The sequence below is a fragment of the Streptomyces sp. NPDC039465 genome (assembly GCF_055639315.1).
On the sequence record NZ_JBVKAP010000006.1, the window covers coordinates 484756 to 510617 of the forward strand.

A 25862-nucleotide genomic window follows, 5' to 3' on the forward strand; every position below is an offset into this window, starting at 1 on the left:
GCGAGAAGATCGTGCGCCGCGACGGCAGGGGCATGGGAAGGGGCGGCCGCTGGTGGCGGCCGCCCCTCAGGAGTTCAGTTCACATGCGCGGACTTCACGCGCGCGGACGCTGTCAGAACGTCAGCGACCAGGCGTCGATCTTGCCGGTGTCGATGCTCGCGTTGTCGTTCACGCGCAGCTTCCAGGTGCCGTTGGCGACCTCGGAGGAGGCGTTCACGGAGACCGTCTTGACGATGTTGTCCGCGCTGCCGCCCGAGCGGTTGTGCAGGTTGTAGAGCGTGCCGTCGGGGGCGACGAGGTCGACCCTCAGGTCGCCGATGTACGTGTGCTTGATGTCCACGGAGACGCTCAGCGTGGCCGGGGCGTTACCGGCGACACCGCTGACGGCGATCGGGGAGTCGACGGTCGCGTGGTCGTTGATCGCGTAGTCGGCGGTGTTCTCGAACTTCTTGCCGGGGGGCGGGGTGGTGCCGCCGCCACCGACGTACAGGAGACGGTTCGGGGAGCCGGTGCCGGGGTTGCCGACGACGTTGGGCGTGGCGGCGGTCGTCAGGGCGGTGGCCACCTGGGCCGGCGTCGCCGTGCGGTTGTCCGAGAGGTACACCGCGGCCGCGCCCGCGACGTGCGGGGTCGCCATGGACGTACCGGAGATGGTGCTGGTGGCGGTGTCGCTGTTGTTCCAGGCCGAGGTGATGGAGGAGCCCGGCGCGAAGATGTCGAGGACGCTGCCGTAGTTGGAGAAGCTGGAGCGGGCGTCGCTGCTGGTCGTGGAGCCGACCGTGATGGCCTCGGTGACGCGGGCCGGGGAGGTGTTGGACGCGTTGGCGCCGTCGTTGCCGGCGGCGATGGCGTACGTGACACCGGAGGCGATCGAGTTGCGCACGGCCTGGTCGAGGACGGAGTCCACACCGCCGCCGAGGCTCATGTTGGCGACGGCCGGCTTCACGGCGTTCCGGGTGACCCAGTCGATACCGGCGACGACCTGCTCGGTGGTGCCCGAGCCGGAGTTGTCGAGGACGCGGACGCCGACGATCTTGGCCTTCTTGGCGACACCGTAGGAGGACCCGGCGACGGTGCCGGCGACGTGGGTGCCGTGGCCGTGGCCGTCCTGCGCGGTGTTGTCGTTGTCGATGGCGTCGTAGCCGTAGGAGGCGCGGCCGCCGAAGTCGCTGTGGGTGATGCGGACGCCGGTGTCGATGATGTACGCCGTCACGCCGTCACCGGCGGTGTCGGGGTAGGTGTAGCTCTGGTTGAGCGGGAGGGCCCGCTGGTCGACCCGGTCCAGACCCCAGGACGGCGGGGACGGCTGCGTGCCGCTGATCTTGAAGACGCGGTTCTGCACGACGGACTCGACGGCCGGGTCGGCGGCGAGCTTCTTCGCCTGCGCCTCGGAAACCTGGACGGAGTAGCCGTTGATCGCCGACGTGAACGTCTTCTTGATCGTGGCGCCGTGCTTGGCCGCGATCGCCCGGCCCGCCTTCGACTCCGCGTCGGCGGAGTCGTCGAGGGTGACGATGTAGCTGCCCGCGATCGTGCCGGGGGCACCCGCGTTCTGGATCACGCCTTCCGGGGAGGCGTCCGCCGCGGCGGCCGGGAACGCGGAGGCGGTGCCGAGCGCCAGAGCGGCGACGGCTATGGCGCTGGCGGCGGCGAGTCTGCGCCGCGAGTCACGCATCACTGACATGTGAGGGGTCCTCCTCATTGGTGGTGCGCTGCTGTGGGGGTGAGCAGGGACATGACAATCACCGACGAGGTGTACACGGCGTTTCCCTTGTCCGACTGCCAGCGAAAGATTGACGGATCCATAGGAATCACACAAGGGCCCGGGAAGGCACGTAACACGTGTGCCACACAACTGCCATGCTGGCGCCCATGGCGATGTTCGTGTGTCCGCAATGCGAAGCCGAGGCTCCGGTTGAGGCCATGGTGTGGCACTGCCCGCGCTGCCAAGGCCCCTGGGACCTGGACTTCCATGCCGCGCCGGTACCGCTCGACTCCCTTGCGGGTCGGGTCAATTCACTGTGGCGTTACGCGGAGGCGCTGCCGCTTTCGGACCCGTACGCCACGCTCGGCGAGGGCCGGACCCCCCTCGTGCCGCTGACCGACACGGTTTCGGCCAAACTCGACTTCCTCATGCCGACGCTCTCCTTCAAGGACAGGGGAGCCGTCCAACTCGCAGAACTGGCCCGTCGGCTCGCCCCGCGCCGGGTGGTCGCCGACAGCAGCGGCAACGCCGGTACGGCCGTCGCGGCGTACTGCGCACGGGCCGGGGTGACCTGCGTCGTATACGTCCCCCAGGGCACGTCCCCGAAGAAGCTGGAGCAGATCCAGGCGCACGGCGCGGAGTTGGTTGTCGTTCCCGGGGACCGCGAGGCCACCGCGCTCGCCGCCCGCGCGGCCGCCGACGAGCCGGGCACCTTCTACGCGTCGCACGTCCACAACCCGTACTTCCTGCATGGCACGAAGACGTACGTGTACGAGCTCTGGGAGGACCTGGGCGGGCGGCTTCCGGACGACATCGTCGTCCCGGTCGGCAACGGGACGCTGCTGCTCGGCGCCTGGCTCGCTGTGAGCGAGCTGTACGGGCACGGGCTGATCGACGCCAAGCCCCGGCTGGTCGCCGTCCAGGCAGAGGCGGCATCGCCGCTGGCGCGGGCGTTCCGGGCGGGCGCGGACGACCTGACGGACCGCCCGGGAGGCATGGCCCCGACCCTCGCCGAAGGCATCGCGATCCCGAACCCGCCACGGGCCCGCCAGATCCTGCGGGCCGTACGGGACACCGGGGGCACGTTCCTGACGGTGACGGAGGAGGCGATCAGGGCCGCGCAGCTGGATCTGGCGCGGCGGGGCCTGTTCGTGGAGTCGACGGGGGTGGCGTGCTGGGCGGCGGTACGGGAGAGGCGGGGGCCCGGCACGGCGGTGGTGCCGCTGTGCGGGGCGGGGGCGAAGACGGGGCTGGCGGGTAGGCCGGTGGCTACTGGGGGTTGACGGGCAGGCCGACGGGGGCTGCGGCTGCTGCGGACTGACGGGCCGTCGGAGGCTGGGCGCTGACGGGCCGTCGGGGCAGGGCACTGACAGGGCCGTCGCGTCCCTCAGCAGAGTTTGGTGTCGCCGAGCGCCTCCAGGACGGCGCGGAGCCCGTCGGCGGTGCGGGCGCACGTCTCACGGTCCACGTCGGTGAGCAGCCGGGCGTAGTTCGCCAGGTGGTCGCCGATGATCAGACTCATCACCTCATGCCCCTGCGGGGTGAGGCGGATCTGCACCGTACGACGGTCCTCGCCGTCCCGGACCCGCTCGACCAGGCCCTTCGCCTCCATGCGGTCGATGCGGTTGGTGATCGCGCCTGAGGTGACCATGGCGGCCTTGAGGAGGGCGCCGGCCGTGAGGGTGTACGGCGGGCCGGAGCGCTGGAGCGTGGAGAGCACATCGAACTCGCCGTGCTCCACGCCGTGCTTGGCCGCCATCTCCTTGGCCGACTTCTCGGCGATGCGGGCCAGGCGCTGGGCGCGGCCCAGCAACTCCACGGGCCAGAGGGCGTCCGCGAGATCGGGACGCTCCTTGCTCCACTGACCGACGATCGCGTCGATTGCGTCCGGCATCGCCACTCCTTTCAACGCAAGCTTTCTCAATCCACGCCTTCTCAACGTTAAGACACTTGACGTTGAGAGGAGACGGCTGCTTTTATCTCAACGTTGAGATTATCAAGCCTGAGGGGCTTGGTGCACCGACGCGCCGTCAGGCGCCAGCCGTCGCACGTCAACCGTCAGCCGTCACACGCCAGCCGTCCCATGCCACAGGAGCATCCCATGTCTCTCGCTCTCGACTCCGCCGCCCAGGACCTGCTCTTCCGCGAGGCCCGCACCGCCAACACGTTCACCGACGAGCCGGTCACCGAGGAGCAGGTCCAGGCCATCTACGACCTGGTCAAGTACGGCCCCACCGCCTTCAACCAGACCCCGCTGCGGATCACGCTCGTCCGCTCGGCCGAGGCCCGCGAGCGCCTGGTGACGCACATGGCCGAGGGCAACCAGCCCAAGACGGCCGCCGCCCCGCTGGTCGCGATCCTCTCCGCCGACAACGAGTTCCACGAGGAGCTCCCGGCGCTGCTGCCGCACTTCCCGCAGGCCAAGGACCTCTTCTTCACCGAGCGTCCGGTCCGGGAGAACTCCGCGCTGCTCAACGCCGCCCTCCAGGCCGCGTACTTCATCCTCGGCGTCCGCGCCGCGGGCCTCGCCGCCGGCCCGATGACCGGCGTCGACTTCGCGGGCGTCCAGAAGGAATTCCTCGACGACGACCACACCCCGATCATGGTCGTCAACATCGGCAAGCCCGGCGACGACGCCTGGTTCCCCCGCTCCCCGCGCCTCGCCTACGAGGACGTCGTCACCACCGTCTGACGACGCCGACACGACGGACGCCCCCACTGCCGGGGGTCCGGGGGTCGCCCCCGGGACAGCACAGCCCCCGCTCGCCGCGCCTACGAGGACGTCGTCACCACCGTCTGACGACGCCCCCTCTCCGCCTCTCCCTCCCCACCCCGGAGCCCCTCATGACCCACACGGCCCGCACGGCCCACACACCCCGCACGGCCCCGGCGGCCCCCACCCCGGCCACGTCACGTACGGCGCCCGCGACCCCCGCGCCCCACTCGTCCCGCCAGGTCCCCGTCCTCTGGCTCGCCCTGCTGGCCACGCCGATCGCGGCGAGCGCCAACAGCCCGGTCCTGATCCTCCCCGACATGGCGTCGTCGCTCGGGATCACCACGGCGTCGGCGACCTGGCTCGTCACGGCCTTCGCCTGGGCGATGGCGACCGGCACCCCGCTCATGGCGGCGCTGCTGCGCCACCGGGGCCTGCGCACCACGCTCCACCTCAACGCCGGGCTCGTCCTCCTCGGCACCCTGATCGTGGCCGTCGCGCCGTCCCTCCCCCTCGCCATGGCGGGCCGGGTGGCCCAGGCCGCGGGCGGGGCGGGCCTGATCACGGCGGCGATGAGCCTGGCTGGTTCGGTGCGCCGGATGGGAGTGATCACGGCAGGGTTCGGCGTTCTCGGCGCGGTCGGCCCGCTGCTCGGATCGCTGATCGCGGACTCCGTGTCCTGGCGGGCGTCGATGGCGGTCTCCGCGCTGCCGGTCCTGGCCGTACCGGCGGTCCTCCGGCTCGCCCCGGCCGCCCGTACGGCCCCGGCCTCCGGCCCTGCTTTCGACGGCCGCGGCGCCGCGCTGCTGATCCTGACGGCGACCTCCGTGGTGCTGATCCCCCGCTACCCCCTGCCCGCGGTCCTGGCCACGCTGGTCACGGCCGCGCTGCTCACCCTGCACGTACGCCGCCGGCCGACCGGGTTCGTACCGGCGAAGCTGCTGGGCGACCGCAGGTTCGTCGTCTCCACGCTGCTCGTGTGCGCCATAGCGACCTCGTACTTCACCCTGCTCTTCACCGTCCCGCAGCTGCTGCGCGACCGCACCGACTGGTCGACGTCCGCGATCGGTACGGGCCAGCTCGTGGCCCTGCTGGCCGGCTCGGTGCTGTCGATGGCGTTCGCGGCGGTCTCGGCGCGGCTGGGCTACGGCAAGGTCCTGACGATCCTGCTGGTCACCGCCGTGCTCGCCCCGCTGACCGCCCTGCTCACGCCCTGGGCGGCGCTCCTGCTGCCGGTCGCCACCCTGGCGGTCTTCGCCACGACGGCGGGCCAGGCGACCCTCGGCGTCCACGCGATGCGCGGCAGCGACGACACCGAACGCCCCACGGCGATCGGTCTGTTCAACCTCTGCTACCAGCTGGGCGGCGCCTTCGGCCCGGCGATCGCGGCGCTGCTCACGCTGGGCGCGTAGGTGCCGACGTGGGAAAATGAGGGTGAGCACACCCACACCGCTCCACCCGGGAGGTGGATCATGGGCCAGGCACGCGAAGCCATGGACCGGCTCACCGAGGCGGTGACGACGGGCGGCAAGCCGGAGGCCTTCCGGGAGGTCTTCGCCGAGAACGTGGTCGCGGTCACTCCGGACGCCGGGGAGATCGAGGGACGCGAGAAGGTCGTCGAGTACTACCAGCAGATGGTCGAGGCGTTCCCGGACGCGACGTACGAGCCGGTGTACAGCTACGAAACCGGCGACACGGCCATCGACGAGGGCTTCTTCAGCGGCCGAAACACCGCCCCGCTCCAGCTCCCCACCGGGGAGACCCTCCCGCCGACCCACAAGGACATCCGTATCCGCGGCTGCGACGCGGCCACGGTCGACTCCGACGGCAAGATCGTCAGCTACCGCCTCTACTTCGACCAACTGGACTTCCTCGGCCAACTGGGCCTCGTCCCCGAGGAAGCCTGAGCAGCCCCCGGCGACCCGCCCGCCGACGGGCGCCGCTCGTCCCGGCGGCGACCTATGTGAAGTCCGCGTACGCCATGTGCCGCCCGCAGCTACGGCATACGAAGAGGTAGCCGGTGGGCAGGCTGCCGCTCCCCGCACACGCGAGGCAGCGGGCGCTAACCGCACCCGCCCGCGATCTGGCAGCGATCGCCGCGGCGGCGGTCGAGCTCCAGCGTTGGTCCGTCGGCCTCACCCGCCGACCGCTACGGTGAAGCCATGACCGCTGAGCCAGCCTTCCGGGCGCGGCGGGCGCATCCAGACCGCCTCCCCGAGGCACCCCGCCACACCGAGCTGATCGACGGATCACTCGTCTTCATGATGTCGCCCCAGAGGTGGTGGCACCATACGCGGAGGCCGGCATCCCCCACTACTGGCGTGTCGAAGACGAGGACGGCGCACCCGTCGTCCATGTCTACGAGCTCGACGAGCCGACCCGTGCCTACGCCCCCGCCGGCATCTTCCGAGGCTCGCTCCAGCGTCCGGTCCCCTTCGAGATCAGCCTGGACCTGGACAAGCTCACGCCGCCCCGCAAGAGCTGAACGAGCCCGCCCTGTCGACGGCGCGTCCGAGCGTGCAGTGTGGAAATCCCCGATCCCGCCCTCACCGTCCCGGATCTGCACATGGTGATGAACTGTGCGCTGTGCACCGTCACCTGTGCGCTGTGCTGAGCTGCTCTGTGATTCGGGGAATCGAACCCCCGCGCTGCTCTCCACGCACCAGGAGGGGCCGGATTGACCGCCGACCCACGGCTTGTGCACGCCTCCGTGACGACTACCTGCTCCACACCGAGCACCGCTCAGTCCAGCAGATCGACCTCCCAGTTCGACCGCTGGATCAGTACGTCGATCTCGCGGAGCTCCCGGGCCAGGACATCCGCCTGCGCGCGCAGCTCCGCGACCGGGAGCGCCGAGAGCATCTTCAGCTCGGACCGCAGCTGCCGGCCCGAGCCGCGCTGATCACGGCCGGCGGCGGCGTCGGCCGCCGAGGTGATCACGGCGTGCCGCAACCGCAGCACGTCCCTCCGCGCCAGCGCGTCGGTGAGGGTGCCGCCCCCGGCGATCAGCGCCTGCGCGTTGGTCCGATTGATACGCCGGATCAACGACTCAAGCTCGTCCAGCGCCGCACCGGCATCCTCCAACAGGCTGGCCGCGTCCTCCGCCGGCGCCTCACCCTCCTGATACCGCGCGCTGCCGACCACCCGGGCACGCAACTGCTCGACCCGCCGCGCCGCATCCGCACGCAGCGCCAGCGCCTCCGCAAGCTTCACAGGCCCGCCCCTCCCTCAAGATCCGTGCGGAGTATGCCAGCGCACCGCCTCGGCATACGCAGGCGGGTCGCCCGCCCCTGCCCGGCGGACCGAACGACTACGGGACGAGCGAGTTGAGCCCCCAACGGTCTGCACCAGCGCGCTGCGATGCGCGCCCGCGGGCTGCCTGTCTCGATCCAGATCCTCCGCACGTCACGGGCGGCTGATTCGTGCCATCATCCGCCCCATTGAACTGTGGCCCGACCGCGGCGAGTGCCGCAGGGTTCAGGCCATCCACACCTCCATGACCAGCCCGGCTACACCCCCGGAGGAACAACGCCGCCGGACCGGCACCCATCAGGGCCTGGCGGGACTTGGCCCCATGCTCGGAAGTCCCCGCGCATCGCGGATCGATGTGGTGCGCAACCTGGCCTGGTATGTGACCTGACTACTGACTCCAGAGCCGGACCCCCATTGTGTACACATGCGACACTCGGTACGCTTGGGCGCATGAGTCAGATGCCCATAGAGTCCATCCGCGATGTACGTGCCCACCTGGCCGAGGTCGTCGAGCGGGCCGATCGGGACGACGTGCCCACCGTCATCACGCGGCGCGGCAAGCAAGTGGCCGCCGTGGTGTCGATCGAGGTGCTGCGCAAGTACCAGGAGTGGGAGGAGCGCGAGATCAACCGGATCATCGACGAGCGTATGGCGAACCGCTCGGCCGGCGTCCCGATCGAGGACGTCATGAAGGAAACACTTGCGCGCAGTGAGTGAATACCGCACCGTCTTCCGACCCGAGGCTCAAGCGGAGCTACGCAAGATCCCCCGCGACATGGCGCTCCGCATCCTCGCCAAACTGACCGAGCTGGAGAGCGACCCCTTCGGCTTCAGCACCACGGCTCTCGTGTCCCAGCCCGATCGCCGCCGCCTCCGGGTGGGCGATTACCGCGCCATCTACACGATCGACAACGGGGAACTGGTGGTATGGGTCGTCCACGTCGAACACCGAACCACCGTCTAGGGGACGTGACCGCTCGGCGCCGGGCCGCAGATCGGGCACTCCGCGCGGCGGCGGGGAAACGAGGCCGGAGTTCTGCGGACTGCTGCGGACAGCAAGGCGCCCTGACCCGCATTCTCGCAGGTCAGGGCGCCTCCGCGTGTTCGATCAGACGTTGAAGCGGAACTCCACCACAACCGCTCTGACCTGCGGTTATGCGGGCGCATCCCAGCACCATCCCAGCACGGGATTCTCGACAAAGTACAAGAAGATCCAGAACGCCAAGACTATGCGCCAAGGCTGCAGCCGCACAGAACCTCGGCACTGTAATAGTTTCTGTACTAGAATTGCGACTATGAAGTCACCTCGCCCCGGCGGCACGGAGAACATCTCCGTCTCGATGCCCTCGGAACTCCTCGGCGCTCTGCGCACGCGTACCGGCAAGCGCGGAGTGTCCGCGTACGTGACGGCGGCGGTCCGGCATCAGCTCGCCATGGACGGCCTCGCCGAGATCGTGGCCGCCTACGAAGCCGAGCACGAGCCGCTGAGCGAAGCCGAAGTCCAGGCCGTACAAAGCGAACTGTTCGGAGAAGCATCGGCGCCCTACGCGTCGAACGACAGCGCCGCATGAAGGAGCCCGCGGCCAGGTCCCTGGTGCTCGACTCCCAGGCGCTATCGCTGCTGCTGCGCAACGATCGCCGGATGATCACCCGGATCGAGGCTGCTCGACGCGTAGGCGTGCCCGTCCTCGTGTCGGCCCTGACGGTGGTGGAGGCCGTCTACGGGAAGACGGACACCGCCCGGCTGCGCTGGCTGCTCTCCCGCCTGCAGGTCCAAGACGTCACCCAGGCAGACAGCCTCACCGCTGTGCAGCTGCTGAGCGACGCCGGTGGCCTGCACGGCCACAAGTACGCCATTGATGCCCTCGTCGCCGCGATGGCGCTTCGCTCCCCGACACCTGTCCTCGTACTGACCTCGGATCGCGACGACTGGTCGAAGCTGTGCGGCGACCAAGTACAGATCAAGGACGTCTGACCTCGGCGTCTACTCAGCTTGAACCCACCTGCTGATCGACTGCTGCTTCGTAGAAGGCGTCCGCGAGAGCGAGAATGATCGAGTTGATGGCCGGCCCATCGGTGAAGAAGTAGTCGGCCATCGTGTTGTGGGCGTCCTGGTTGTCTGCGACTGCCTCCGTGACGGCCGCTTGGAAGTCTGGTGACTCCAGGAACTGCTTCTTGGAGTTCGCCTTGGTCTGCTTGACCAGGTTCGTGTCGGCAAGCAACCGCTCGACGAGACCCTGCACGAACTCCCTGATCTGCGATGCGGTGAACGATTCGGCACCGAAGAGATCGTTCATTTTGTCTATGACGACCTGGAGGGCGACGTACTTAGGATCCTTCTTCGTACCCGTGCCGACGGCACTGATGCCCTTCAGTCGCCCGTCGCCCACGAGTGAGATGTCGACCGCGATCGCCTTGTTGTGCTTGACCCCGACCAGCGCCACGTCGGAGAGGTCCACGTCGGCCGCCCAAGCGGACTCGGCGATCACCTTCTCCAGCAGGCGCAGGAAGATCGAGAGCATCTCCATATAGGGGTCGCCGTAGTCGACGATCTGGGACATGAAGTCATAGAGACGTACGTAGGTGGAGACGTCCTTACGGAACAGGTCGAGTGCCTGGAGCGTGACCTTGTCCTCATCCTCGATCGCTCGCGTGTAGCGGCGCCGGAAGTCGTGCTGCGCCGGGCTGATCGCCGCCGAGAGCGCGTTGTTACCCTTCCGGGTCACCCACAGCTCGGCGACCTTACGCACTTCGTCCTCGGCGTAGATTCCGGCCTGAGCAAGCTTGTTGGCCAGGTGGACGACGACGTACGGATCGGTCTCGGTCTCCAGGGTCGCGTTCTTGAAATACGGCTCGAAGGCCGCCTTGATGTCCTCGGGCTTGTTGGCGAAGTCGATGACGAACGTCTTGCGCTTCTGCTCCCCACCGGCGGTGCGGTGCGTGCGGTTCAGCCGCGAGAGCGTCTGCACCGCGGCGACCCCTGACAGCTTCTTGTCGACGTACATCGCCGAAAGCAGGGGCTGATCAAAGCCGGTCTGGAACTTGTTGGCGACCAGCATGATCTTGTACGTATCGCCCTTGAACGCAGCCGCCAGATCCGCCCCGGAGCCGGGGTTCATGTTGGCCTCGGTGAACTCGTCGTCCTTCGACGGCCTCGGGCCCCAGTCGCTGTGCCAGGTCTCGTCCTCTGCCATCGCCACCCCGGAGGAGAAGGCGACCAGGGTGCGGTAGTTGTACGAGGCGTCCTCGGCGCGACGCTTGGCGATGTAGGCGTCGATGGCCAGCTTGTACTTCACCGCGGACTTGCGCGAGTCGGTCACGACCATCGCCTTCGCCTTGCCTTCGAGGAGGTAGGCGACGTTGGCGTGGAAGTGCTCGACGATGATCTGCACCTTCTGGCTGATGTTCGTCGGGTGGAGCTGCACCCACCGCATCAGACCCTTGCGCGCGGCACCCTCCTCGACCTCCCCTCCGTCACCACTCTCGGCCCTGCCGGCGATCTTCAACGCGGTGTCGTAGTGCTGGTAACCCTTGAGCACGTCGAGGATGTAGCCCTCCTCGATCGCCTGCTTCATCGAATACAGGTGGAACTCGTACGGCTTCCCGTCGGCGCCCTTACGGCCGAACAGCTCCAGCGTCTTGTTCTTCGGCGTCGCAGTGAAGGCGAAGTAGGAGATGTTCTCCGACTCGGCCCGCTCGGTCATCTCCGAGGCGAGCAACGACTCCACATCGATCTCGCCACCATCCTCGATCTCCTTCACCTCCTCAGCGGTCAGCACCTGCTTCAGCTTCGAGGAGATCTGACCCGACTGGGAGGAGTGCGCCTCATCGGCGATGACGGCGAACCGCTTGCCCTTCAAGCCGGCGTCGGTCCGTATCTCCTCCAGCGCATGAGGGAAGGTCTGCATCGTCACGACGATGATCAGCTCACCGTTCTTCAACGCCTGCGCCAGCAGACCCGACTTCGACTTCGCGCCGGCCTTGCGGACGTCCTCGGGGCTGATAGTCGCGACGATCTTGCCGGAGCCGTCGATCTGCCGGATCGCATCCTGCAACTGTGAGTCGAGCACCGTGCGGTCCACGACCACGATGACCGAGTCGAAGACCTTCTGGTCATCGACATGTAGCCGCGCCAGCCGATGGGCTGTCCAGGCGATGGTGTTCGTCTTCCCTGACCCGGCCGAGTGCTCAATCAGGTACCGCTGCCCGACACCCTCCTCCTTCACCGCCTTAACGATGCTCGTGACGGCCTCCCACTGGTGGAACCGCGGGAAGAGCATGCTCGTACGCCGCACCGATGTGCCGGTGGTGACGTCCCATTCCTCCTTGGTCTGAACGATCATCAGCCGCCCGATGATGTTCAGCCAGGCATGCTTCTCCCACACCCGCTCCCATAGGTACGCCGTCGCCGACCGTCCGTCCGCGCCGGGCGGGTTGCCGGCACCGCTGTCAAAGCCGATGTTGAACGGCAAGAAGTGGGTCTTCTCTCCCTCCAGCCTCGTAGTCATCGCCGCCAGGCCGTTCGAGACCGCGAAGTGCACCAGAGCCCGGTGGCCGAACGACAGCAATGGCTCCGGCCGTCCGTTCGTCAACGGGTTGCGATTCTGCTTGTACTGGTTGACCGCCTCGTCCAGCGACTGGGTGAAGTCGGTCTTCAGCTCCACCGTTGCCACCGGGAGACCGTTGACGAAGAACACCAGATCGACGCTGCGCTGGTCAGCGGTCGAGAAGTGCACCTGCCGCACCACCCGCACCAGCATCGCCTCGTAGTGCGCCGTGGTGGTCGCGTTGAGCGACGTCTCGGGGCGGAACTGCGCCATCTTCAACCGGCCACCGCCGATGTACTGCACTCCGTTGCGCAGGATGTTCAGCGTCCCGCCGCCATGTTCCAGCGGCCGGTCCAGTGCGGCGGTCAGGACATCAAGGAACTTTTCCTGCGAGCCCGCCGCCTTCAGCGCCTTCTCGTATGCCGGCTTCTGCGTCGCCTCCAGCCACGCGAACAGATCTGCCGGGAACAGCGCCCGCTCCCGGTCGTACTCACCACCATCACGGTCATTCTTCGAGTACAGCCAACCGTGATCCCGCAGGTACTCGCAGATCTCCGCCTCGAAGACCACCTCGTTGTGGTCAGCCATCACGCCCCCTGTCGTACGTCGATCTGCCCCGTCACCGCCGCCGCGATCAGCGCCGACCGGCGCTCCCTGGAGAGCACGATGAATCGCTCGGTCTCGGCAATGAGCATGTCGATATTCGCGGTCTGCTCGTCCAGTTGAACCACAATGCGCCGCTGTTCATCAAGCGAAGGAATCGGCACTGGCAGGGCACGAATGGCAGACACGTTGATTCGTCGGAACGTGCTACCGATCATGGCGCTCTCAATCGCATGTCGGACCTCGGCCCCGATCAGCGTGTAGCGCAAGAACGATGAATCGATGTCCGTGCTTCGGCGTAGAAGTACAGTCTCCTGCCCAACCGCGAACTCGGGCAGGTCCGGAGTCACAACTGAAACCAGCCCGACGGAAACGTTTCGAATGAACAGCAGATCGCCCGGGCGGGGCGCCCTCCCTGAAGCCCGGAGGTGATCGAAGAACTCTGCCGTCGTGTAGTTACATCCCGAGAGATCTACCGTGGCACCCTGACACTCGCGGATGCTCGCCACCGGATATCGGTGATTGTCGTCGACGAACTCGGCAGTCACATGGGCGCAATCGATAACGTCGGCAACTCTGCGTAGTTGGGTCCGCACGGACGTCGCGTCCAGCACGGCATGCGAGATGACTGCCGCTCGGCGCTCGCGGAGCATCTCGATCAGCCGCTGCTGCTCTTCGATGAGCATGTCGATGCGGGCCGTCTCGCGGTCGAGGTAGTCGGCGATGGCTCGCTGCTCTCCCACCAAGGGCAGAGATACCTCAATCGTCTTCATTTTGTCCCAGTACAGGCGCCACTGGGAGGGCCGGATGCCCGTGGAGCGGAGGGCATACTGGTCGATCAGGCCACGGGAGCGGAGCAGGCTGTGGACGAAGCGGCGGTCATGCGCTGAGGCAATCGGCCGAAGCACCTCATAGTCGGGGCTGACAATGCCCTCGTATTCGGAGATACCGAGTGAGCCTTGCCAAGCCTTCATTCGGTTCACCACCAGGTCACCGGGCCGCACGAGTTGGTAATTGCTCAGATTCTCGGGCGTGCGGTTGAAGTTGTCCGTGCGGCTGTCCTTCGGTACCACGCCATGGTCACGGTAGACGCTGAGGACCATCGCGTCCTCGTGACCTCGATCGGAAATGGGCTGAAATAGCCATCCGAGACGGATCGTCGTCCACGTCTCGGGCACGACCGCTGTACTCACTTCTCGACCTCTCGCAGCAGGTCGAGAATCATGGCGACCTGCTTCTCCAGATCAGCGTCGATCTCCGCGAGTGGACGGGGCGGAACGTACTTGTAGAAGTGGCGGGTGAAGGGGATCTCGTAGCCCGTCTTGGTCTTGGCCCAGTCGATCCAGGCGTCAGGTACGTGCGGCTTCACCTCCGCGTCGAAGTACGTCTGGATGACTTCGCGCTCCCCTGCCGCACCGGCGGTTGAGCCGCCGTAGGTGAAGGGTACGTTTTCCGTGTCACGCTTTTTCGAGTCGGGCTTCGGGTTGCCCTTACGGTCGACGACAGGGTTCCCGTCTTCATCGAGCAGGGGACGTTCGACTGTGATGGTCCAGTAGCCGAACTCGTCGTTGCGCAGCATCTTGGAGAAGTCAGGGTCGGCGTCCTCCAAGTCAGCGTACAGCCGCACGACCTCGGCGCGGTCATCGTCGCTGATCTCGCGCCCCTTGGACCCGAGATTCTTGCGCATCTTGGTCCAGAACGACATGCCGTCGATGAGCTGGACCTTGCCCTGGCGGTCGGGGTGCTTGGTGTTGTCGAGGATCCAGATGTAGGTGGCGATGCCGGTGTTGAAGAACATGTTGGTCGGCAGGGCGACGATCGTCTCGACCAGGTCGTTCTCCAGCAGCCACCTGCGGATGTTGGAAGGGCCGGATTCGGCGGCGCCGTTGAAGAGCGGCGAGCCGTTCATGATGATGCCAACGCGGCCGCCGCCGTCCTCGGGTGCGCGCATCTTGTGGGCCAAGTGGAGCAGGAAGAGCATCTGACCGTCCGAGGTCGCGGGGAGTCCCGGCGCGAATCGGCCGTAGGGGCCGGCGGAGTCACGCTCCGCCTTGACTGCCTTGGCGTACTGCTTCCAGTCCACCCCGTAGGGCGGGTTGGACATGCAATAGTCGAACTGGCGGCCCTTGAAGGCGTCATCGGTGAGCGTGTTGCCAAACGCAATGTTGGTCGCGTCGTGGCCCTTGGCGAGCAGGTCGGACTTGCAGATGGCGTACGACTGCGGGTTGTACTCCTGGCCGTACAGGCTCAGCTTCGCTTCGGGGTTCTCGGCGAGCAGGTGTTCCTCTGCCAGGGAGAGCATGCCGCCTGTGCCGGCGGTTGGGTCGTACAGCGACCGGATGATACCGCCCTCGCTGAGGTCGACGTCCTTCTCCGCGAAGAGCAGGTCGACCAGCAGCCGGATCGCGTCGCGCGGTGTGTAGTGATCTCCGGAGGTCTCGTTCGCGGCCTCATTGAACTTGCGGATGATGTACTCGAACGCATCTCCCATGTCTGCGTTCGACACCACAGTGGGATGCAGGTCGACGGCGCCGAAGGACTTGACGATCTCGCGCAGGAGCCCGGCCTTCTCCAGGGCCAGGATCTCCTTCTTGAAGTCGAAGTACTCGAACACGTCCACGTCGGGGGAAAACCGGTCGATGTACTCGGCGAGGTTGTCCGCCAGCCCGTCGGCATCGGCCAGCAGGTTCGCGAACGCGTAGTTGGAGGTGTTGTAGAACGTCCGCCCCGTGGCCTTCTTGACCTCGACCTTGAGCCGGTTCGGGTTTTCGTACCTCGCTGCCAGATCCCGTACCACCGCGCGGTCCGGCTCGAGTACGCAGTCGAGCCGTCTCAGGATCGTGAACGGGAGGATCACTGTCCCGTACTGGTTGGGGCGGTAGGGGCCCCGAAGCTGGTCAGCGATTGACCAGATGAAGCTACCGAGCGTGCTCACAGGTTCCTCACGAGATTCGTCTAGCCGTGCCGATCACTTTGCCAGAGACGGCACCCACCGTCCCATGGTTCAGCCATGGCCCCTCGACCTGCTCTTGCAGGTCGGCCTGGGTGGGTACCCGGTGCGGCAGCTGGCGTTCCCGCAGCGATCGAATCGTGGTCACGGGGCTGACCAGAGCGGAACCCAGCACCGGCAGCCCATCCACATCCCAGCACAATCCCAGCACGGTAGGGATGAGCAGGGTTGATGACAGGTGACGAGGGGTCAATCATCCCAGCACCATCCCAGCACGGGGAAAACCAAGGGGTCCGACTCCAGAGAGTCGGACCCCTTCTGACCTGCATGTTTGCAAGATCAGCGACGTGGTGATATGTCACCCGCTACACGTTGAAGCGGAACTCCACCACGTCGCCGTCCTGCATCACGTACTCCTTGCCCTCCATGCGGGCCTTGCCCTTCGCGCGGGCCTCGGCTACCGAGCCCGTGGCGACCAGGTCCGCGAAGGAGATGACCTCGGCCTTGATGAAGCCCTTCTGGAAGTCCGTGTGGATCACGCCGGCCGCCTCGGGGGCCGTCGCGCCCTTCTTGATCGTCCAGGCGCGGGACTCCTTCGGGCCCGCCGTCAGGTACGTCTGGAGGCCGAGGGTGTCGAAGCCGACGCGGGCCAGGGTCGCGAGGCCCGGCTCTTCCGCGCCGACGGACTGGAGGAGCTCCATGGCGTCCTCCTCGTCCAGCTCCGCGAGGTCCTGCTCCAGCTTGGCGTTGAGGAAGATCGCCTCGGCCGGGGCCACCAGGGCGCGCTGCTCGTCCTTGAAAGACTCGTCCGTCAGCTCGTCCTCGTCGACGTTGAAGACGTAGAGGAACGGCTTCGTCGTCAGCAGGTGCAGGTCGTGCAGGAGCTCGGCCTTCTCGGAGCCCTGGACGATGCCCTGGGAGAAGAGGGTGTCGCCCCGCTCCAGGATCTCCTTCGCCGCCTCGACCGCCGCGACCTTCGGCGCCGTGTCCTTCTTGATCCGCATCTCCTTCTGGAGGCGCGGCAGGACCTTCTCGATCGTCTGGAGGTCCGCGAGGATCAGCTCGGTGTTGATCGTCTCGATGTCGTCCTTGGGCGAGACCTTGCCGTCCACGTGCACGACGTTCTCGTCCTTGAAGGCACGGATGACCTGGCAGATCGCGTCCGACTCGCGGATGTTCGCCAGGAACTTGTTGCCCAGGCCCTCACCCTCCGAGGCGCCGCGCACGATGCCCGCGATGTCGACGAAGTCGACCGTCGCCGGGAGGACCCGCTGCGAGCTGAAGATCTCGGCCAGCTTGGTCAGACGGGCGTCCGGGACACCGACGACGCCGACGTTCGGCTCGATGGTGGCGAACGGGTAGTTGGCCGCCAGCACGTCGTTCTTGGTCAGGGCGTTGAACAGGGTCGACTTGCCGACATTCGGCAGACCGACGATTCCGATCGTGAGCGACACGTTGGCGACTTCCTGCAGTGGGAATGGGGGGCCGATCCACCAGTTTACGGGCGTGTCGAGGGTGCACCGGCTGCCCCCGCGTGCCGTACCGGTCGAACTCACCGGCAAGCTCGGCCAAAGCGCGTGTCCTGTGCCGGTTTCCGGGGCCTGGCGGACCTACGTTGTCCAAGTGGAGCAGCACAGGACACATCACCCCGGGCGCCGGCCGCGGCCGCAGCCCCCTCTTCCGCCGGCCGGCGCGCTCGCGGAAGGCGGCTCCGTCTATCCGGTCGCGCCCCCTTCCCCGCGCCCCGGCAAGCCCGGGCCGCCCCGCCGGGCCGTCCCGCCGGTCGTCCACCTGCTGCGCCGGTTCCCGAGCCCCCGGCTCACCGGCCTCGGCGCCGGGCTCTTCGCCTGCGCCTCGATGCTGCTGCTCGGCTGTCTGGACTGGCTTCTCCTGGACGACTCCGCGGTTGTGTACGGGCTGCTGTTCCTGCCGGTCAGCGCCCTGACCGCGCTCTGGGTGCGCTCGGCCGACCTGGTCACCGCGCCGATCAGCGTGCCCATCGCCTTCGCCGTCGGGGTCGTCCCCATCTCAGGCGGTATGGGCGGCTTCGGCGCGCAGACGATGGCCGTCGTGACCGCGCTCGCCGTGCACGCCGGGTGGCTCTACGGCGGCACCCTCGTGGCCGGGCTCATCACCTCCGTACGGAAGGTACGGCTGATGGGACGCCGTCAGCGGACCACCGCCCCGGCCCCCGCCCGTACCGGCCCGGCCGCCCGCCGGATCGCCCCCTAGCGGGCCCCACCTCCCGCGCTCGCCGCCATCGCCGCTCCCACGATCCCCGCGTTGTTCTGCAGCTGTGCCGGGACGATCTCCGCCCTGATCCCCTCGATCAGCGGCAGGAACTTCTCCGCCTTGCGGCTCACCCCGCCGCCCACGATGAACAGCTCCGGCGAGAACAGCATCTCCAGATGGGCCAGGTACTTCTCGACCCGCCGGGCCCACTGCTCCCAGCTCAGGCCCTCGTCCTCCTTGATCTTCGTGGAGGCCCGCTTCTCCGCCTCGTGGCCCTTCAGCTCCAGGTGGCCCAGCTCCGTGTTGGGCACGAGCCGCCCCTCGGTGAAGACCGCGCTGCCGATGCCCGTACCGAAGGTCAGCAGCATGACCGTGCCCTTGCGCCCCCGGCCCGCGCCGAAGGTCATCTCCGCGACGCCCGCCGCGTCCGCGTCGTTGAGGACCGTCACCGGCAGGCCGCCCAGGCGCTCGCCGAGCAGCGCGCCCGCGTCCACGTCGATCCAGTCCTTGGCCACATTGGCCGCCGTACGGACCGTGGAGCCGGTGACCACACCGGGGAACGTCACCCCGACCGGGCCCGACCAGCCGAAGTGCTCCACGACCTGCGCGACGCAGCCCGCGACACCGTCGGGTGTCGCGGGCTGCGGGGTCAGTACCTTGTGGCGCGGCTCGGCCAGATCACCGCGCTCCAGATCCACCGGGGCGCCTTTGATCCCCGATCCGCCGATGTCCACTCCGAAGACGTTCATGGACACAACGTTACGGGCAGGCGCTGACAGTTACTCCTTCGACGAGCTCGGTCTACTCCTTGACGAGCTCGGCCGCCTCCGCGCGCAGGTCGCGGCGGAGCTCCTTCGGCAGGGAGAAGGTCAGCGACTCGTCGGCCGTCTTGACGATCTCCACATCGGCGTAGCCGCGCTCGGAGAGCCACTCGAGGACCTCCTCGACCAGGACGTCCGGCACCGAGGCGCCCGAGGACAGTCCGACGGTCGTGACGCCCTCCAGCCAGGCCTCGTCGATCTCGCTGGCGAAGTCGACCAGGTGCGCGTCGGGGACGCCGGCCTGCTTGGCGACCTCGACCATGCGGATCGAGTTCGAGGAGTTCTTCGACCCCACCACGATCACGAGGTCGGCCTGCTGGGCCAGCTCCTTGATCGCGGTCTGGCGGTTCTGGGTGGCGTAGCAGATGTCGTCCGACGGCGGGGAGATGAGCTGCGGGAACTTCTCCTTCAGCGCGTCCACGGTCTCCATCGTCTCGTCGACGGAGAGCGTGGTCTGCGAGAGCCAGACGACCCTCGACTCGTCCCGCACCGTCACGTTCGCGACGTCCTCGGGGCCGTCGACCAGGGTGATGTGGTCGGGGGCCTCGCCGGAGGTGCCGATGACCTCCTCGTGGCCCTCGTGGCCGATCAGGAGGATGTCGAAGTCCTCCTTCGCGAACCGGACGGCCTCCTTGTGGACCTTGGTGACCAGCGGGCAGGTGGCGTCGATGGTGGCCAGCTTGCCGTCGGCGGCCTCCTTGTGGACCGAGGGGGCCACGCCGTGCGCCGAGAACATCACGATGTTGCCCGGGGGCACCTCGGTCGCCTGGTCGACGAAGATCGCGCCCTTCTTCTCAAGGGTCTGTACGACGTACTTGTTGTGGACGATCTCGTGGCGGACGTAGATCGGCGCCCCGTACTGCTCCAGGGCCTTCTCCACGGCGATCACAGCACGGTCGACGCCCGCGCAGTAGCCACGGGGAGCGGCGAGCAGGACACGCTTCGGGCGGGACGTAGCAGTCATGCGTCCCATCGTAAGGCCGCGCCGCACACGGGAAAGATCGGCTCGGTGGTCGAGACTGAGCCGCATGACCGGCACCGGCGCACAGGACACCTCGCCGCACGAAAGCCTGCGGCGGACTCTCGGCTTCCGTGATCTCGTCGTCTACGGGCTGCTTTTCATCGCCCCCATGGCGCCGGTCGGTGTCTTCGGGACGCTCGACGCGAAGTCGCACGGGGCGGTCGCGCTGGTCTATCTCGTTGCGACGGTGGCGATGGCGTTCACCGCATTCAGTTATGCCCAGATGGTCCGGGTGGCGCCGCTGGCCGGGTCGGTCTTCACGTACGCGCGCAAGGGGCTCGGCGAAGGGCCGGGGTTCATCGCCGGGTGGATGGCGATGCTCGACTACATGCTGATCCCGGCGGTCGCCTACCTCTTCTCCGGGATCGCGATGGAGGCGCTCGTTCCGGAGATCGACCGGTGGGTGTGGACCGGGATCGCGGTCGTGATCACGACGCTGCTCAACCTGTGGGGCGTACGAGCCGCCGCGCGGGTCGGCTTCGCCGTCCTGGCGATGGAGATCGTGGTGCTGCTGGTCTTCGTGGTCGCGGCGGTGCTGGTGCTCGTACGGGACGGGACGCGGCGGGACTGGTGGTCGCCGCTGGGCGGGGACATGGCGTTCTCGCTGGGTGCGGTGCTCGGGGCGGTGTCCATCGCCGTGCTGTCGTACCTCGGTTTCGACGCCATCGCCTCCTTCGCGGAGGAGGTCACCGGCGGGTCGCGGAAGGTCGCGCGGGCGGTGCTGCTCTGCCTGGGGCTCGCGGGGGTGCTCTTCATGGCGCAGACGTATCTGGTGGCGCTGCTGCAACCGGTGTCGTCGGCGGATCTGGCCGCGGAGCCGGCGAAGCAGGGCTCCGCCTTCTACGACGCCGTCGACGTGTCGGTCGGAGGGTGGCTGCACGATCTGGTGGCCGTCAGCAAGGCGATCGGGGCGGCGTTCGCGGCGCTGGCCGGGCAGGCGGCGGCGGGGCGGCTGCTGTTCGCGATGGCCCGCGACCGTCGCCTTCCGCACGCGCTGGCCCGTACGGACTCGGGGGTGCCGCGGGTGGCGCTGCTGTGCGCGGCGGGGGTGACGCTGGTCGCGGCGGTGTGGGCGGCGCGGCAGGACGACGGGATGGACCACCTGGTGTCGGTGGTGGACATCGGGGCACTGACGGCGTTCGTCATGCTCCACGCGAGCGTGGTGGGCTGGTTCGCGCTCCGCCGCATGGAGGGGCCGCCGCACTGGCTCCGCCATGTGACGCTCCCGCTCGTCGGCGCGGTGATCCTGATCGCGGTGATCGTCGAGGCGTCGGTGTCGGCGCAGGTGGTGGGCGTGGTGTGGCTCGGGGTGGGGCTGATCGTCCTGGCGATGCAGGGAGCGAAGCCGCTGGGCGGGCAGCGGGAGGAGTGAGAGGGGGCATTACGCGCGCGTGCCCGGCCGGAAACCGGGTACGGCCGGAAACCGGGTACGCCCGGCCGCCCTCCCGCCAACCCCAGGGGCGTTGTCCGTGGGCGCCGTTAGGCTCGGCGCATGGCTCTTTCCACGTCTGCCGACGCGCCCCTTCCCGTCGGTGAGGTGTCACGGCTCATCGGTGGGTGGATCGACCGGCTCGGGGCGGTCTGGGTCGAGGGGCAGATCACGCAGTTGTCGCGGCGCCCCGGCGCCGGGGTCGTCTTCATGACGCTGCGCGATCCGTCGTACGACATCTCCGTCGCGGTGACCTGCTACCGCCAGGTCTTCGACGCCGTCGCCGACATCGTCTCCGAGGGCGCCCGGGTCGTCGTCCACGCCAAGCCCGAGTGGTACGCGCCCCGGGGGCAGCTCTCGCTGCGGGCCGCCGAGATCCGGCCCGTCGGCATCGGGGAGCTGCTCGCGCGGCTGGAGCAGCTCAAGCGGAGCCTCGGCGCCGAGGGGCTCTTCGCCGCCGACCGGAAGAAGTCCCTGCCTTTCCTCCCCCAGCTCATCGGGCTCGTCTGCGGGCGGGCGTCCGCCGCCGAGCGGGACGTGCTCGAGGTCGCCCGGCACCGCTGGCCCCACGTCCGCTTCGAGGTGCGCAACGTCGCCGTCCAGGGCGTCCACGCCGTGCCCCAGGTCGTCCAGGCGGTCGAGGAGCTCGACGCGCACACGGACGTGGACGTGATCATCGTGGCGCGCGGCGGCGGCAGCGTCGAGGACCTGCTGCCGTTCTCGGACGAGCAGCTCGTACGCGCGGTGGCCGCCTGCCGTACACCCGTCGTCTCCGCCATCGGGCACGAACCGGATACACCCCTGCTCGACCTCGTCGCCGATCTGCGCGCCGCCACCCCGACCGACGCCGCCAAGAAGGTGGTCCCGGACGTCGGCGAGGAGCTGGACCGCGTGCAGGCCCTGCGCGACCGGGGGCTGCGGTGCGTACGGGCGATGCTGGAGCGGGAGGAGCGCGGCCTGGCGCACGCCCTCACCCGGCCCGTCATGGAGCATCCGCACCGGATGCTGGAGGAGCGGGAGGACGAGCTGCACGCCCTGCTCGCCCGTAGCCGCCGGGTCCTCGGGCACCTCCTCGACCGGGCCGACTCCGAGATCTCCCACACCCGCGCCCGGGTCCTGTCCCTCTCCCCCGCCGCCACACTGGAGCGCGGGTACGCGGTGCTGCAGCGGGCGGACGGGCATGTCGTCCGCTCCCCGGACGAGGTCGCGGCGGACGAGGAGCTGCGGGCCCGGGTCGCCGAGGGCGAGTTGACCGTACGCCGCGTTGTCGGACCTCACGCATAGGGTGGATCGCATGGCAGCGAAGACGGAAGAGGTGGCGGCGCTCGGCTACGAGCAGGCCCGCGACGAGTTGATCGAGGTCGTGCGCCGGCTGGAGGCGGGCGGGACGACCCTGGAGGAGTCGCTGGCGCTCTGGGAGCGGGGCGAGGAACTGGCCAAGGTCTGCCGCCGCTGGCTGGAGGGGGCCAGGGCGCGGCTCGACGCGGCGCTCGCGGAGGAGGAGGCCGAGGAGGCCGCGCAGCGCGCCCGCGGCTGACCTGTCGGGCCTTGTCGGGCCTTTCGGGCCTGTCCGGCAGCGCGCTGTCCGCCTGGCGGTGACCGGTCGCCGCCCGCAGTCCAGTGCGAGTCCGCTGTGAGTCCGCTCACCGGACCCTCCACTTAGTTGAAAGTTAACCTATTGCTGCGTACGTTGGTGGCATCGCAAGTCCCCCCTTGCATTGCACGTTCGGAAGGTACGCAGCATGTCCCTCGTTCTTGACCCCGCCGCCCAGGACCTCCTCTTCCGCGAGGCCCGCACCGCGAACACGTTCACCGACGAGCCGGTCACCGAGGGGCAGGTCCAGGCCATCTACGACCTGGTCAAGTACGGCCCCACCGCCTTCAACCAGACCCCGCTGCGGATCACGCTCGTCCGCTCGGCCGAGGCCCGCGAGCGCCTGGTGACGCACATGGCCGAGGGCAACCAGCCCAAGACGGCCGCCGCCCCGCTGGTCGCGATCCTCTCCGCCGACAACGAGTTCCACGAGGAGCTCCCGGCGCTGCTGCCGCACTTCCCGCAGGCCAAGGACCTCTTCTTCGCCGAGCGTCCGGTCCGGGAGAACTCCGCGCTGCTCAACGCCGCCCTCCAGGCCGCGTACTTCATCGTCGGCGTCCGCGCCGCGGGCCTCGCCGCCGGCCCGATGACCGGCGTCGACTTCGCGGGCGTCCAGAAGGAATTCCTCGACGACGACCACACCCCGATCATGGTCGTCAACATCGGCAAGCCCGGCGACGACGCCTGGTTCCCCCGCTCCCCGCGCCTCGCCTACGAGGACGTCGTCACCACCGTCTGACGACGCCGGACACGACGAAGCCCCGGGCCACCTCCTCGCCCGGGGCTTCGTCGTGCCTCACGCCTTCTTCGACTGGAGCGCCGCCACCATCTGGGCCAGGCGGTCGAAGGACGCCGTTCCCGTCACCAGCGTCGTGACCTTGCCGTCCGTACGCACCAGGGCGTCGTACTTCGGGCCCTCCCAGCGCTGCCAGGTCCCGCCGGCCACGGTCTGGGTCTTGCCCGTGTCCGCGGCCTGCTGGGTGACCCGGGGGATGTACCTCTTCGGGTCCTCGGTGGACTGGTGGATCGCCACGTACTGCGTGTCCGGGTCCAGGAAGCCCAGCTGCCACGCGTCGTTCTTCTCGCGCTTGTACGAGACCGTCGTGGCCGTCCAGCCCTCGCCGAGGCCCTCCGGTGCCAGCACCGGGTACGGGGCCGCGCGCTGGGCCGTCAGGAGCTCGATCCGGTAGTCCTTGGCCTTGACCGGGTTCGCCGATTCGTCGTGCGGGATGAAGAGATACATCACGCCCGCGGCGGCGAGGATGACCGCCATCGACTTGATCATCCCGCGTACTGTCTGCTTGCCTCGCGTACCTGCCACGCCCACCATGTTCGCATCACGGTGTTCTGCTCATACGTGGGCCCCTCTGCTCAATATGTCGACCTACCGATAGAGTCGCAGCACCCTCTTTTTCCCGGCCGTCGCCGTACAGAAAGGTGCGCTCCGATGACCGAGCATCATCTGCCGTCCGAGCTCGAGGTTTCCCCCGAGGCTCCTGACCGCAACCTGGCCCTGGAACTGGTCCGGGTCACCGAGGCCGCCGCCATGGCGGCCGGCCGCTGGGTCGGCCGCGGCGACAAGATCGGTGCCGACGGCGCGGCCGTGAACGCCATGCGGACCCTCGTCTCCACCGTCTCGATGAACGGCGTCGTCGTCATCGGCGAGGGCGAGAAGGACGAAGCCCCCATGCTCTACAACGGGGAGCGCATCGGCGACGGCACCGGCCCCGAGGTCGACATCGCCGTCGACCCGATCGACGGCACGACGCTCAACGCCAAGGGCATGCCGAACGCCATCGCGGTGCTCGCCGCCGCCGACCGCGGCACGATGTTCGACCCGTCCGCCGTGTTCTACATGGACAAGCTGGTCACGGGCCCCGAGGCGGCCGACTTCGTCGACATCAACGCCCCGGTCTCGGTGAACATCCGCCGGGTCGCCAAGGCCAAGAACATGTCCGCCGAGGACGTCACGGTCGTGATCCTGGACCGCCCCCGCCACGAGGGCATCGTCAAGGAGATCCGCGAAACCGGCGCCCGGATCAAGTTCATCTCGGACGGCGACGTGGCCGGTTCGATCATGGCCGTCCGCGAGGGCACCGGCGTCGACATGCTCCTGGGCATCGGCGGTACGCCCGAGGGCATCATCTCGGCCTGCGCCATCAAGTGCCTGGGCGGTGTCATCCAGGGCAAGCTGTGGCCGAAGGACGACGCGGAGCGCCAGAAGGCGATCGACGCGGGCCACGACCTCGACCGGGTGCTCTCGACCAACGACCTGGTCAGCGGTGAGAACGTGTTCTTCGTCGCGACCGGCATCACCGACGGCGAGCTGCTGCGCGGTGTCCGCTACCGCTCGGAGACCGCGACCACGTCGTCGCTGGTCATGCGCTCGAAGTCGGGCACGATCCGCCAGATCGACTCGGAGCACCGGCTCGCGAAGCTGCGCGCCTACAGCAAGATCGACTTCGACCGCGCGAAGTAGACCCACAGCAGGACGAAGAGGGGCGCCCCCATGTGCGGTGGGGGCGCCCCTTCCCGTACGGACCCGGGCCTGGCGGACAGGTGCCGTACCGGCGCGCCGTCAGCCCGCGGCGGCGATCCGCTCGGCCGCGGCGGCCTTCCTGAGCTCGATCTCGCGACGGCGGCGCCGGGCGAGCACGACGCGGCGCTCGGCGGCCGTGAGCCCGCCCCACACGCCGTACGGCTCGGGCTGGAGCAGCGCGTGCTCCCGGCATTCGACCATCACGGGGCAGCGGGCGCAGACGCGCTTGGCGGCCTCCTCACGGGAGAGCCGGGCGGCGGTCGGCTCCTTGGAGGGGGCGAAGAACAGGCCCGCCTCGTCCCGGCGGCAGACAGCCTCCGCGTGCCAGGGGCCGTCCTGATCCTCCCGTGCGGGCAGTCGCTGGGGCGGAACGGCGGCGACCTGTAGGGGCTGATGCGGCAGTTGCAGCACGGTCCACTCCTGACGACGGCTTCGCAAGCGAGAAGAGACGATGCA

General features: G+C 68.4%; 25 protein-coding genes and 1 pseudogene. 15 read left to right on the forward strand and 11 right to left on the reverse strand.

Annotated elements, in window-relative coordinates; genetic code table 11:
• Positions 1-112: 112 nt before the first annotated feature.
• Positions 113-1684 (reverse strand): S8 family peptidase, encoded by a 1572-nt coding sequence (locus tag ACZ7LT_RS22590; protein WP_471237855.1) that lies wholly within the window; start codon positions 1682-1684, stop codon positions 113-115.
• A 188-nt stretch (positions 1685-1872) separates the two neighbouring features.
• On the opposite strand from ACZ7LT_RS22590, the gene ACZ7LT_RS22595 reads away from it, so the two are divergent.
• Positions 1873-2988 (forward strand): threonine synthase, encoded by a 1116-nt coding sequence (locus ACZ7LT_RS22595; RefSeq protein ID WP_471237856.1) that lies wholly within the window; start codon positions 1873-1875, stop codon positions 2986-2988.
• Positions 2989-3092: 104 nt separating this feature from the next.
• Here the strand turns inward: ACZ7LT_RS22595 and ACZ7LT_RS22600 are convergent, their stop codons facing one another.
• The gene (locus ACZ7LT_RS22600; RefSeq protein ID WP_471237857.1) at positions 3093-3599 is read right to left on the reverse strand and encodes a MarR family winged helix-turn-helix transcriptional regulator; all 507 of its coding nucleotides are present in this window, start codon (positions 3597-3599) and stop codon (positions 3093-3095) included.
• Between the two features lie 207 nt (positions 3600-3806).
• On the opposite strand from ACZ7LT_RS22600, the gene ACZ7LT_RS22605 reads away from it, so the two are divergent.
• From ACZ7LT_RS22605 to ACZ7LT_RS22620, 4 genes and pseudogenes are all read left to right on the forward strand, one after another.
• Positions 3807-4397, forward strand: coding sequence for a malonic semialdehyde reductase (locus tag ACZ7LT_RS22605; protein ID WP_471237858.1), 591 nt, complete (start codon positions 3807-3809; stop codon positions 4395-4397).
• Between the two features lie 152 nt (positions 4398-4549).
• Positions 4550-5830 carry an MFS transporter gene (locus ACZ7LT_RS22610; protein ID WP_471237859.1) on the forward strand — a complete coding sequence of 427 codons (1281 nt, stop codon included), beginning with the start codon at positions 4550-4552 and terminating at the stop codon, positions 5828-5830.
• A gap of 60 nt (positions 5831-5890) precedes the next feature.
• Positions 5891-6325 carry an ester cyclase gene (locus ACZ7LT_RS22615; protein WP_471237860.1) on the forward strand — a complete coding sequence of 145 codons (435 nt, stop codon included), beginning with the start codon at positions 5891-5893 and terminating at the stop codon, positions 6323-6325.
• 255 nt (positions 6326-6580) lie between these two features.
• Positions 6581-6903 (forward strand): annotated as a pseudogene (locus tag ACZ7LT_RS22620) (hypothetical protein).
• A 257-nt stretch (positions 6904-7160) separates the two neighbouring features.
• Here ACZ7LT_RS22620 and ACZ7LT_RS22625 read toward each other — a convergent pair.
• Positions 7161-7631 (reverse strand): DIP1984 family protein, encoded by a 471-nt coding sequence (locus ACZ7LT_RS22625; RefSeq protein WP_471237861.1) that lies wholly within the window; start codon positions 7629-7631, stop codon positions 7161-7163.
• Positions 7632-8120: 489 nt separating this feature from the next.
• Between ACZ7LT_RS22625 and ACZ7LT_RS22630 the strand changes: the two genes are divergently transcribed.
• From ACZ7LT_RS22630 to ACZ7LT_RS22645, 4 genes are all read left to right on the forward strand, one after another.
• Positions 8121-8387 carry a type II toxin-antitoxin system Phd/YefM family antitoxin gene (locus tag ACZ7LT_RS22630; protein ID WP_471237862.1) on the forward strand — a complete coding sequence of 89 codons (267 nt, stop codon included), beginning with the start codon at positions 8121-8123 and terminating at the stop codon, positions 8385-8387.
• Positions 8380-8634: a type II toxin-antitoxin system RelE family toxin gene (locus ACZ7LT_RS22635; RefSeq protein ID WP_471237863.1), complete on the forward strand. Its 255-nt coding sequence runs from the start codon at positions 8380-8382 to the stop codon at positions 8632-8634. Before ACZ7LT_RS22630 ends, ACZ7LT_RS22635 begins: the two co-directional genes overlap by 8 nt.
• Positions 8635-8965: 331 nt before the next feature.
• Positions 8966-9241: a hypothetical protein gene (locus ACZ7LT_RS22640; protein ID WP_471237864.1), complete on the forward strand. Its 276-nt coding sequence runs from the start codon at positions 8966-8968 to the stop codon at positions 9239-9241.
• Positions 9238-9645 carry a PIN domain-containing protein gene (locus tag ACZ7LT_RS22645; protein WP_471237865.1) on the forward strand — a complete coding sequence of 136 codons (408 nt, stop codon included), beginning with the start codon at positions 9238-9240 and terminating at the stop codon, positions 9643-9645. The genes ACZ7LT_RS22640 and ACZ7LT_RS22645 overlap by 4 nt, the downstream gene beginning before the upstream one ends.
• 13 nt (positions 9646-9658) lie before the next feature.
• On the opposite strand, the gene ACZ7LT_RS22650 is transcribed toward ACZ7LT_RS22645, so the two are convergent.
• The 4 genes from ACZ7LT_RS22650 to ychF form a co-directional block, all read right to left on the reverse strand.
• On the reverse strand, positions 9659-12805 hold the full coding sequence (locus ACZ7LT_RS22650) for a type I restriction endonuclease subunit R (protein ID WP_471237867.1): 3147 nt from the start codon (positions 12803-12805) through the stop codon (positions 9659-9661).
• Positions 12805-13998 carry a restriction endonuclease subunit S gene (locus tag ACZ7LT_RS22655; RefSeq protein ID WP_471237868.1) on the reverse strand — a complete coding sequence of 398 codons (1194 nt, stop codon included), beginning with the start codon at positions 13996-13998 and terminating at the stop codon, positions 12805-12807. The genes ACZ7LT_RS22650 and ACZ7LT_RS22655 overlap by 1 nt, the downstream gene beginning before the upstream one ends.
• A gap of 11 nt (positions 13999-14009) precedes the next feature.
• The gene (locus ACZ7LT_RS22660; RefSeq protein WP_471237869.1) at positions 14010-15755 is read right to left on the reverse strand and encodes an N-6 DNA methylase; all 1746 of its coding nucleotides are present in this window, start codon (positions 15753-15755) and stop codon (positions 14010-14012) included.
• 380 nt (positions 15756-16135) lie between these two features.
• Positions 16136-17224 carry a redox-regulated ATPase YchF gene (ychF, locus tag ACZ7LT_RS22665; protein WP_471237870.1) on the reverse strand — a complete coding sequence of 363 codons (1089 nt, stop codon included), beginning with the start codon at positions 17222-17224 and terminating at the stop codon, positions 16136-16138.
• Between the two features lie 169 nt (positions 17225-17393).
• Here ychF and ACZ7LT_RS22670 point away from each other — a divergent pair, with 169 nt between their 5' ends.
• Positions 17394-18002, forward strand: coding sequence for a DUF6542 domain-containing protein (locus tag ACZ7LT_RS22670; RefSeq protein ID WP_471237871.1), 609 nt, complete (start codon positions 17394-17396; stop codon positions 18000-18002).
• On the opposite strand, the gene ppgK is transcribed toward ACZ7LT_RS22670, so the two are convergent.
• Both ppgK and ACZ7LT_RS22680 read right to left on the reverse strand, forming a co-directional pair.
• Positions 17999-18751, reverse strand: coding sequence for a polyphosphate--glucose phosphotransferase (gene ppgK / locus ACZ7LT_RS22675; protein ID WP_471237872.1), 753 nt, complete (start codon positions 18749-18751; stop codon positions 17999-18001). The genes ACZ7LT_RS22670 and ppgK overlap by 4 nt on opposite strands.
• Positions 18752-18803: 52 nt before the next feature.
• Positions 18804-19796, reverse strand: coding sequence for a 4-hydroxy-3-methylbut-2-enyl diphosphate reductase (locus ACZ7LT_RS22680; RefSeq protein ID WP_471237873.1), 993 nt, complete (start codon positions 19794-19796; stop codon positions 18804-18806).
• Positions 19797-19851: 55 nt separating this feature from the next.
• On the opposite strand from ACZ7LT_RS22680, the gene ACZ7LT_RS22685 reads away from it, so the two are divergent.
• The 4 genes from ACZ7LT_RS22685 (at position 19852) to ACZ7LT_RS22700 (ending at position 23606) form a co-directional block, all read left to right on the forward strand.
• The gene (locus tag ACZ7LT_RS22685) at positions 19852-21216 is read left to right on the forward strand and encodes an APC family permease (protein WP_471237874.1); all 1365 of its coding nucleotides are present in this window, start codon (positions 19852-19854) and stop codon (positions 21214-21216) included.
• Between the two features lie 120 nt (positions 21217-21336).
• Positions 21337-22557, forward strand: coding sequence for an exodeoxyribonuclease VII large subunit (xseA, locus tag ACZ7LT_RS22690; RefSeq protein WP_471237875.1), 1221 nt, complete (start codon positions 21337-21339; stop codon positions 22555-22557).
• Positions 22558-22567: 10 nt separating this feature from the next.
• On the forward strand, positions 22568-22810 hold the full coding sequence (locus tag ACZ7LT_RS22695; protein ID WP_019889129.1) for an exodeoxyribonuclease VII small subunit: 243 nt from the start codon (positions 22568-22570) through the stop codon (positions 22808-22810).
• A gap of 205 nt (positions 22811-23015) precedes the next feature.
• Complete coding sequence (locus ACZ7LT_RS22700) at positions 23016-23606, forward strand: malonic semialdehyde reductase (protein ID WP_471237876.1); 591 nt, start codon at positions 23016-23018, stop codon at positions 23604-23606.
• A 57-nt stretch (positions 23607-23663) separates the two neighbouring features.
• On the opposite strand, the gene ACZ7LT_RS22705 is transcribed toward ACZ7LT_RS22700, so the two are convergent.
• Complete coding sequence (locus ACZ7LT_RS22705) at positions 23664-24197, reverse strand: DUF4245 domain-containing protein (RefSeq protein ID WP_471237877.1); 534 nt, start codon at positions 24195-24197, stop codon at positions 23664-23666.
• 117 nt (positions 24198-24314) lie between these two features.
• On the opposite strand from ACZ7LT_RS22705, the gene glpX reads away from it, so the two are divergent.
• On the forward strand, positions 24315-25346 hold the full coding sequence (gene glpX / locus ACZ7LT_RS22710) for a class II fructose-bisphosphatase (protein ID WP_471237878.1): 1032 nt from the start codon (positions 24315-24317) through the stop codon (positions 25344-25346).
• A 99-nt stretch (positions 25347-25445) separates the two neighbouring features.
• Here the strand turns inward: glpX and ACZ7LT_RS22715 are convergent, their stop codons facing one another.
• The gene (locus ACZ7LT_RS22715) at positions 25446-25817 is read right to left on the reverse strand and encodes a WhiB family transcriptional regulator (protein ID WP_471237879.1); all 372 of its coding nucleotides are present in this window, start codon (positions 25815-25817) and stop codon (positions 25446-25448) included.
• Between the last annotated feature and the right edge of the window lie 45 nt (positions 25818-25862).

Coding starts and splice junctions, on each gene's coding strand:
- ACZ7LT_RS22695 (WP_019889129.1), top strand. CDS start 22,568: ATGGCAGCGAAGACGGAAGAGGTGGCGGCGCTCGGCTACGAGCAGGCC.
- ACZ7LT_RS22600 (WP_471237857.1), bottom strand. CDS start 3,599: ATGCCGGACGCAATCGACGCGATCGTCGGTCAGTGGAGCAAGGAGCGT.
- ppgK (WP_471237872.1), bottom strand. CDS start 18,751: ATGAACGTCTTCGGAGTGGACATCGGCGGATCGGGGATCAAAGGCGCC.
- ACZ7LT_RS22590 (WP_471237855.1), bottom strand. CDS start 1,684: ATGTCAGTGATGCGTGACTCGCGGCGCAGACTCGCCGCCGCCAGCGCC.
- glpX (WP_471237878.1), top strand. CDS start 24,315: ATGACCGAGCATCATCTGCCGTCCGAGCTCGAGGTTTCCCCCGAGGCT.
- ACZ7LT_RS22640 (WP_471237864.1), top strand. CDS start 8,966: ATGAAGTCACCTCGCCCCGGCGGCACGGAGAACATCTCCGTCTCGATG.
- ACZ7LT_RS22645 (WP_471237865.1), top strand. CDS start 9,238: ATGAAGGAGCCCGCGGCCAGGTCCCTGGTGCTCGACTCCCAGGCGCTA.
- xseA (WP_471237875.1), top strand. CDS start 21,337: ATGGCTCTTTCCACGTCTGCCGACGCGCCCCTTCCCGTCGGTGAGGTG.
- ACZ7LT_RS22610 (WP_471237859.1), top strand. CDS start 4,550: ATGACCCACACGGCCCGCACGGCCCACACACCCCGCACGGCCCCGGCG.
- ACZ7LT_RS22685 (WP_471237874.1), top strand. CDS start 19,852: ATGACCGGCACCGGCGCACAGGACACCTCGCCGCACGAAAGCCTGCGG.
- ACZ7LT_RS22650 (WP_471237867.1), bottom strand. CDS start 12,805: ATGGCTGACCACAACGAGGTGGTCTTCGAGGCGGAGATCTGCGAGTAC.
- ACZ7LT_RS22700 (WP_471237876.1), top strand. CDS start 23,016: ATGTCCCTCGTTCTTGACCCCGCCGCCCAGGACCTCCTCTTCCGCGAG.
- ACZ7LT_RS22595 (WP_471237856.1), top strand. CDS start 1,873: ATGGCGATGTTCGTGTGTCCGCAATGCGAAGCCGAGGCTCCGGTTGAG.
- ACZ7LT_RS22605 (WP_471237858.1), top strand. CDS start 3,807: ATGTCTCTCGCTCTCGACTCCGCCGCCCAGGACCTGCTCTTCCGCGAG.
- ACZ7LT_RS22615 (WP_471237860.1), top strand. CDS start 5,891: ATGGGCCAGGCACGCGAAGCCATGGACCGGCTCACCGAGGCGGTGACG.
- ACZ7LT_RS22630 (WP_471237862.1), top strand. CDS start 8,121: ATGAGTCAGATGCCCATAGAGTCCATCCGCGATGTACGTGCCCACCTG.
- ACZ7LT_RS22705 (WP_471237877.1), bottom strand. CDS start 24,197: ATGGTGGGCGTGGCAGGTACGCGAGGCAAGCAGACAGTACGCGGGATG.
- ACZ7LT_RS22680 (WP_471237873.1), bottom strand. CDS start 19,796: ATGGGACGCATGACTGCTACGTCCCGCCCGAAGCGTGTCCTGCTCGCC.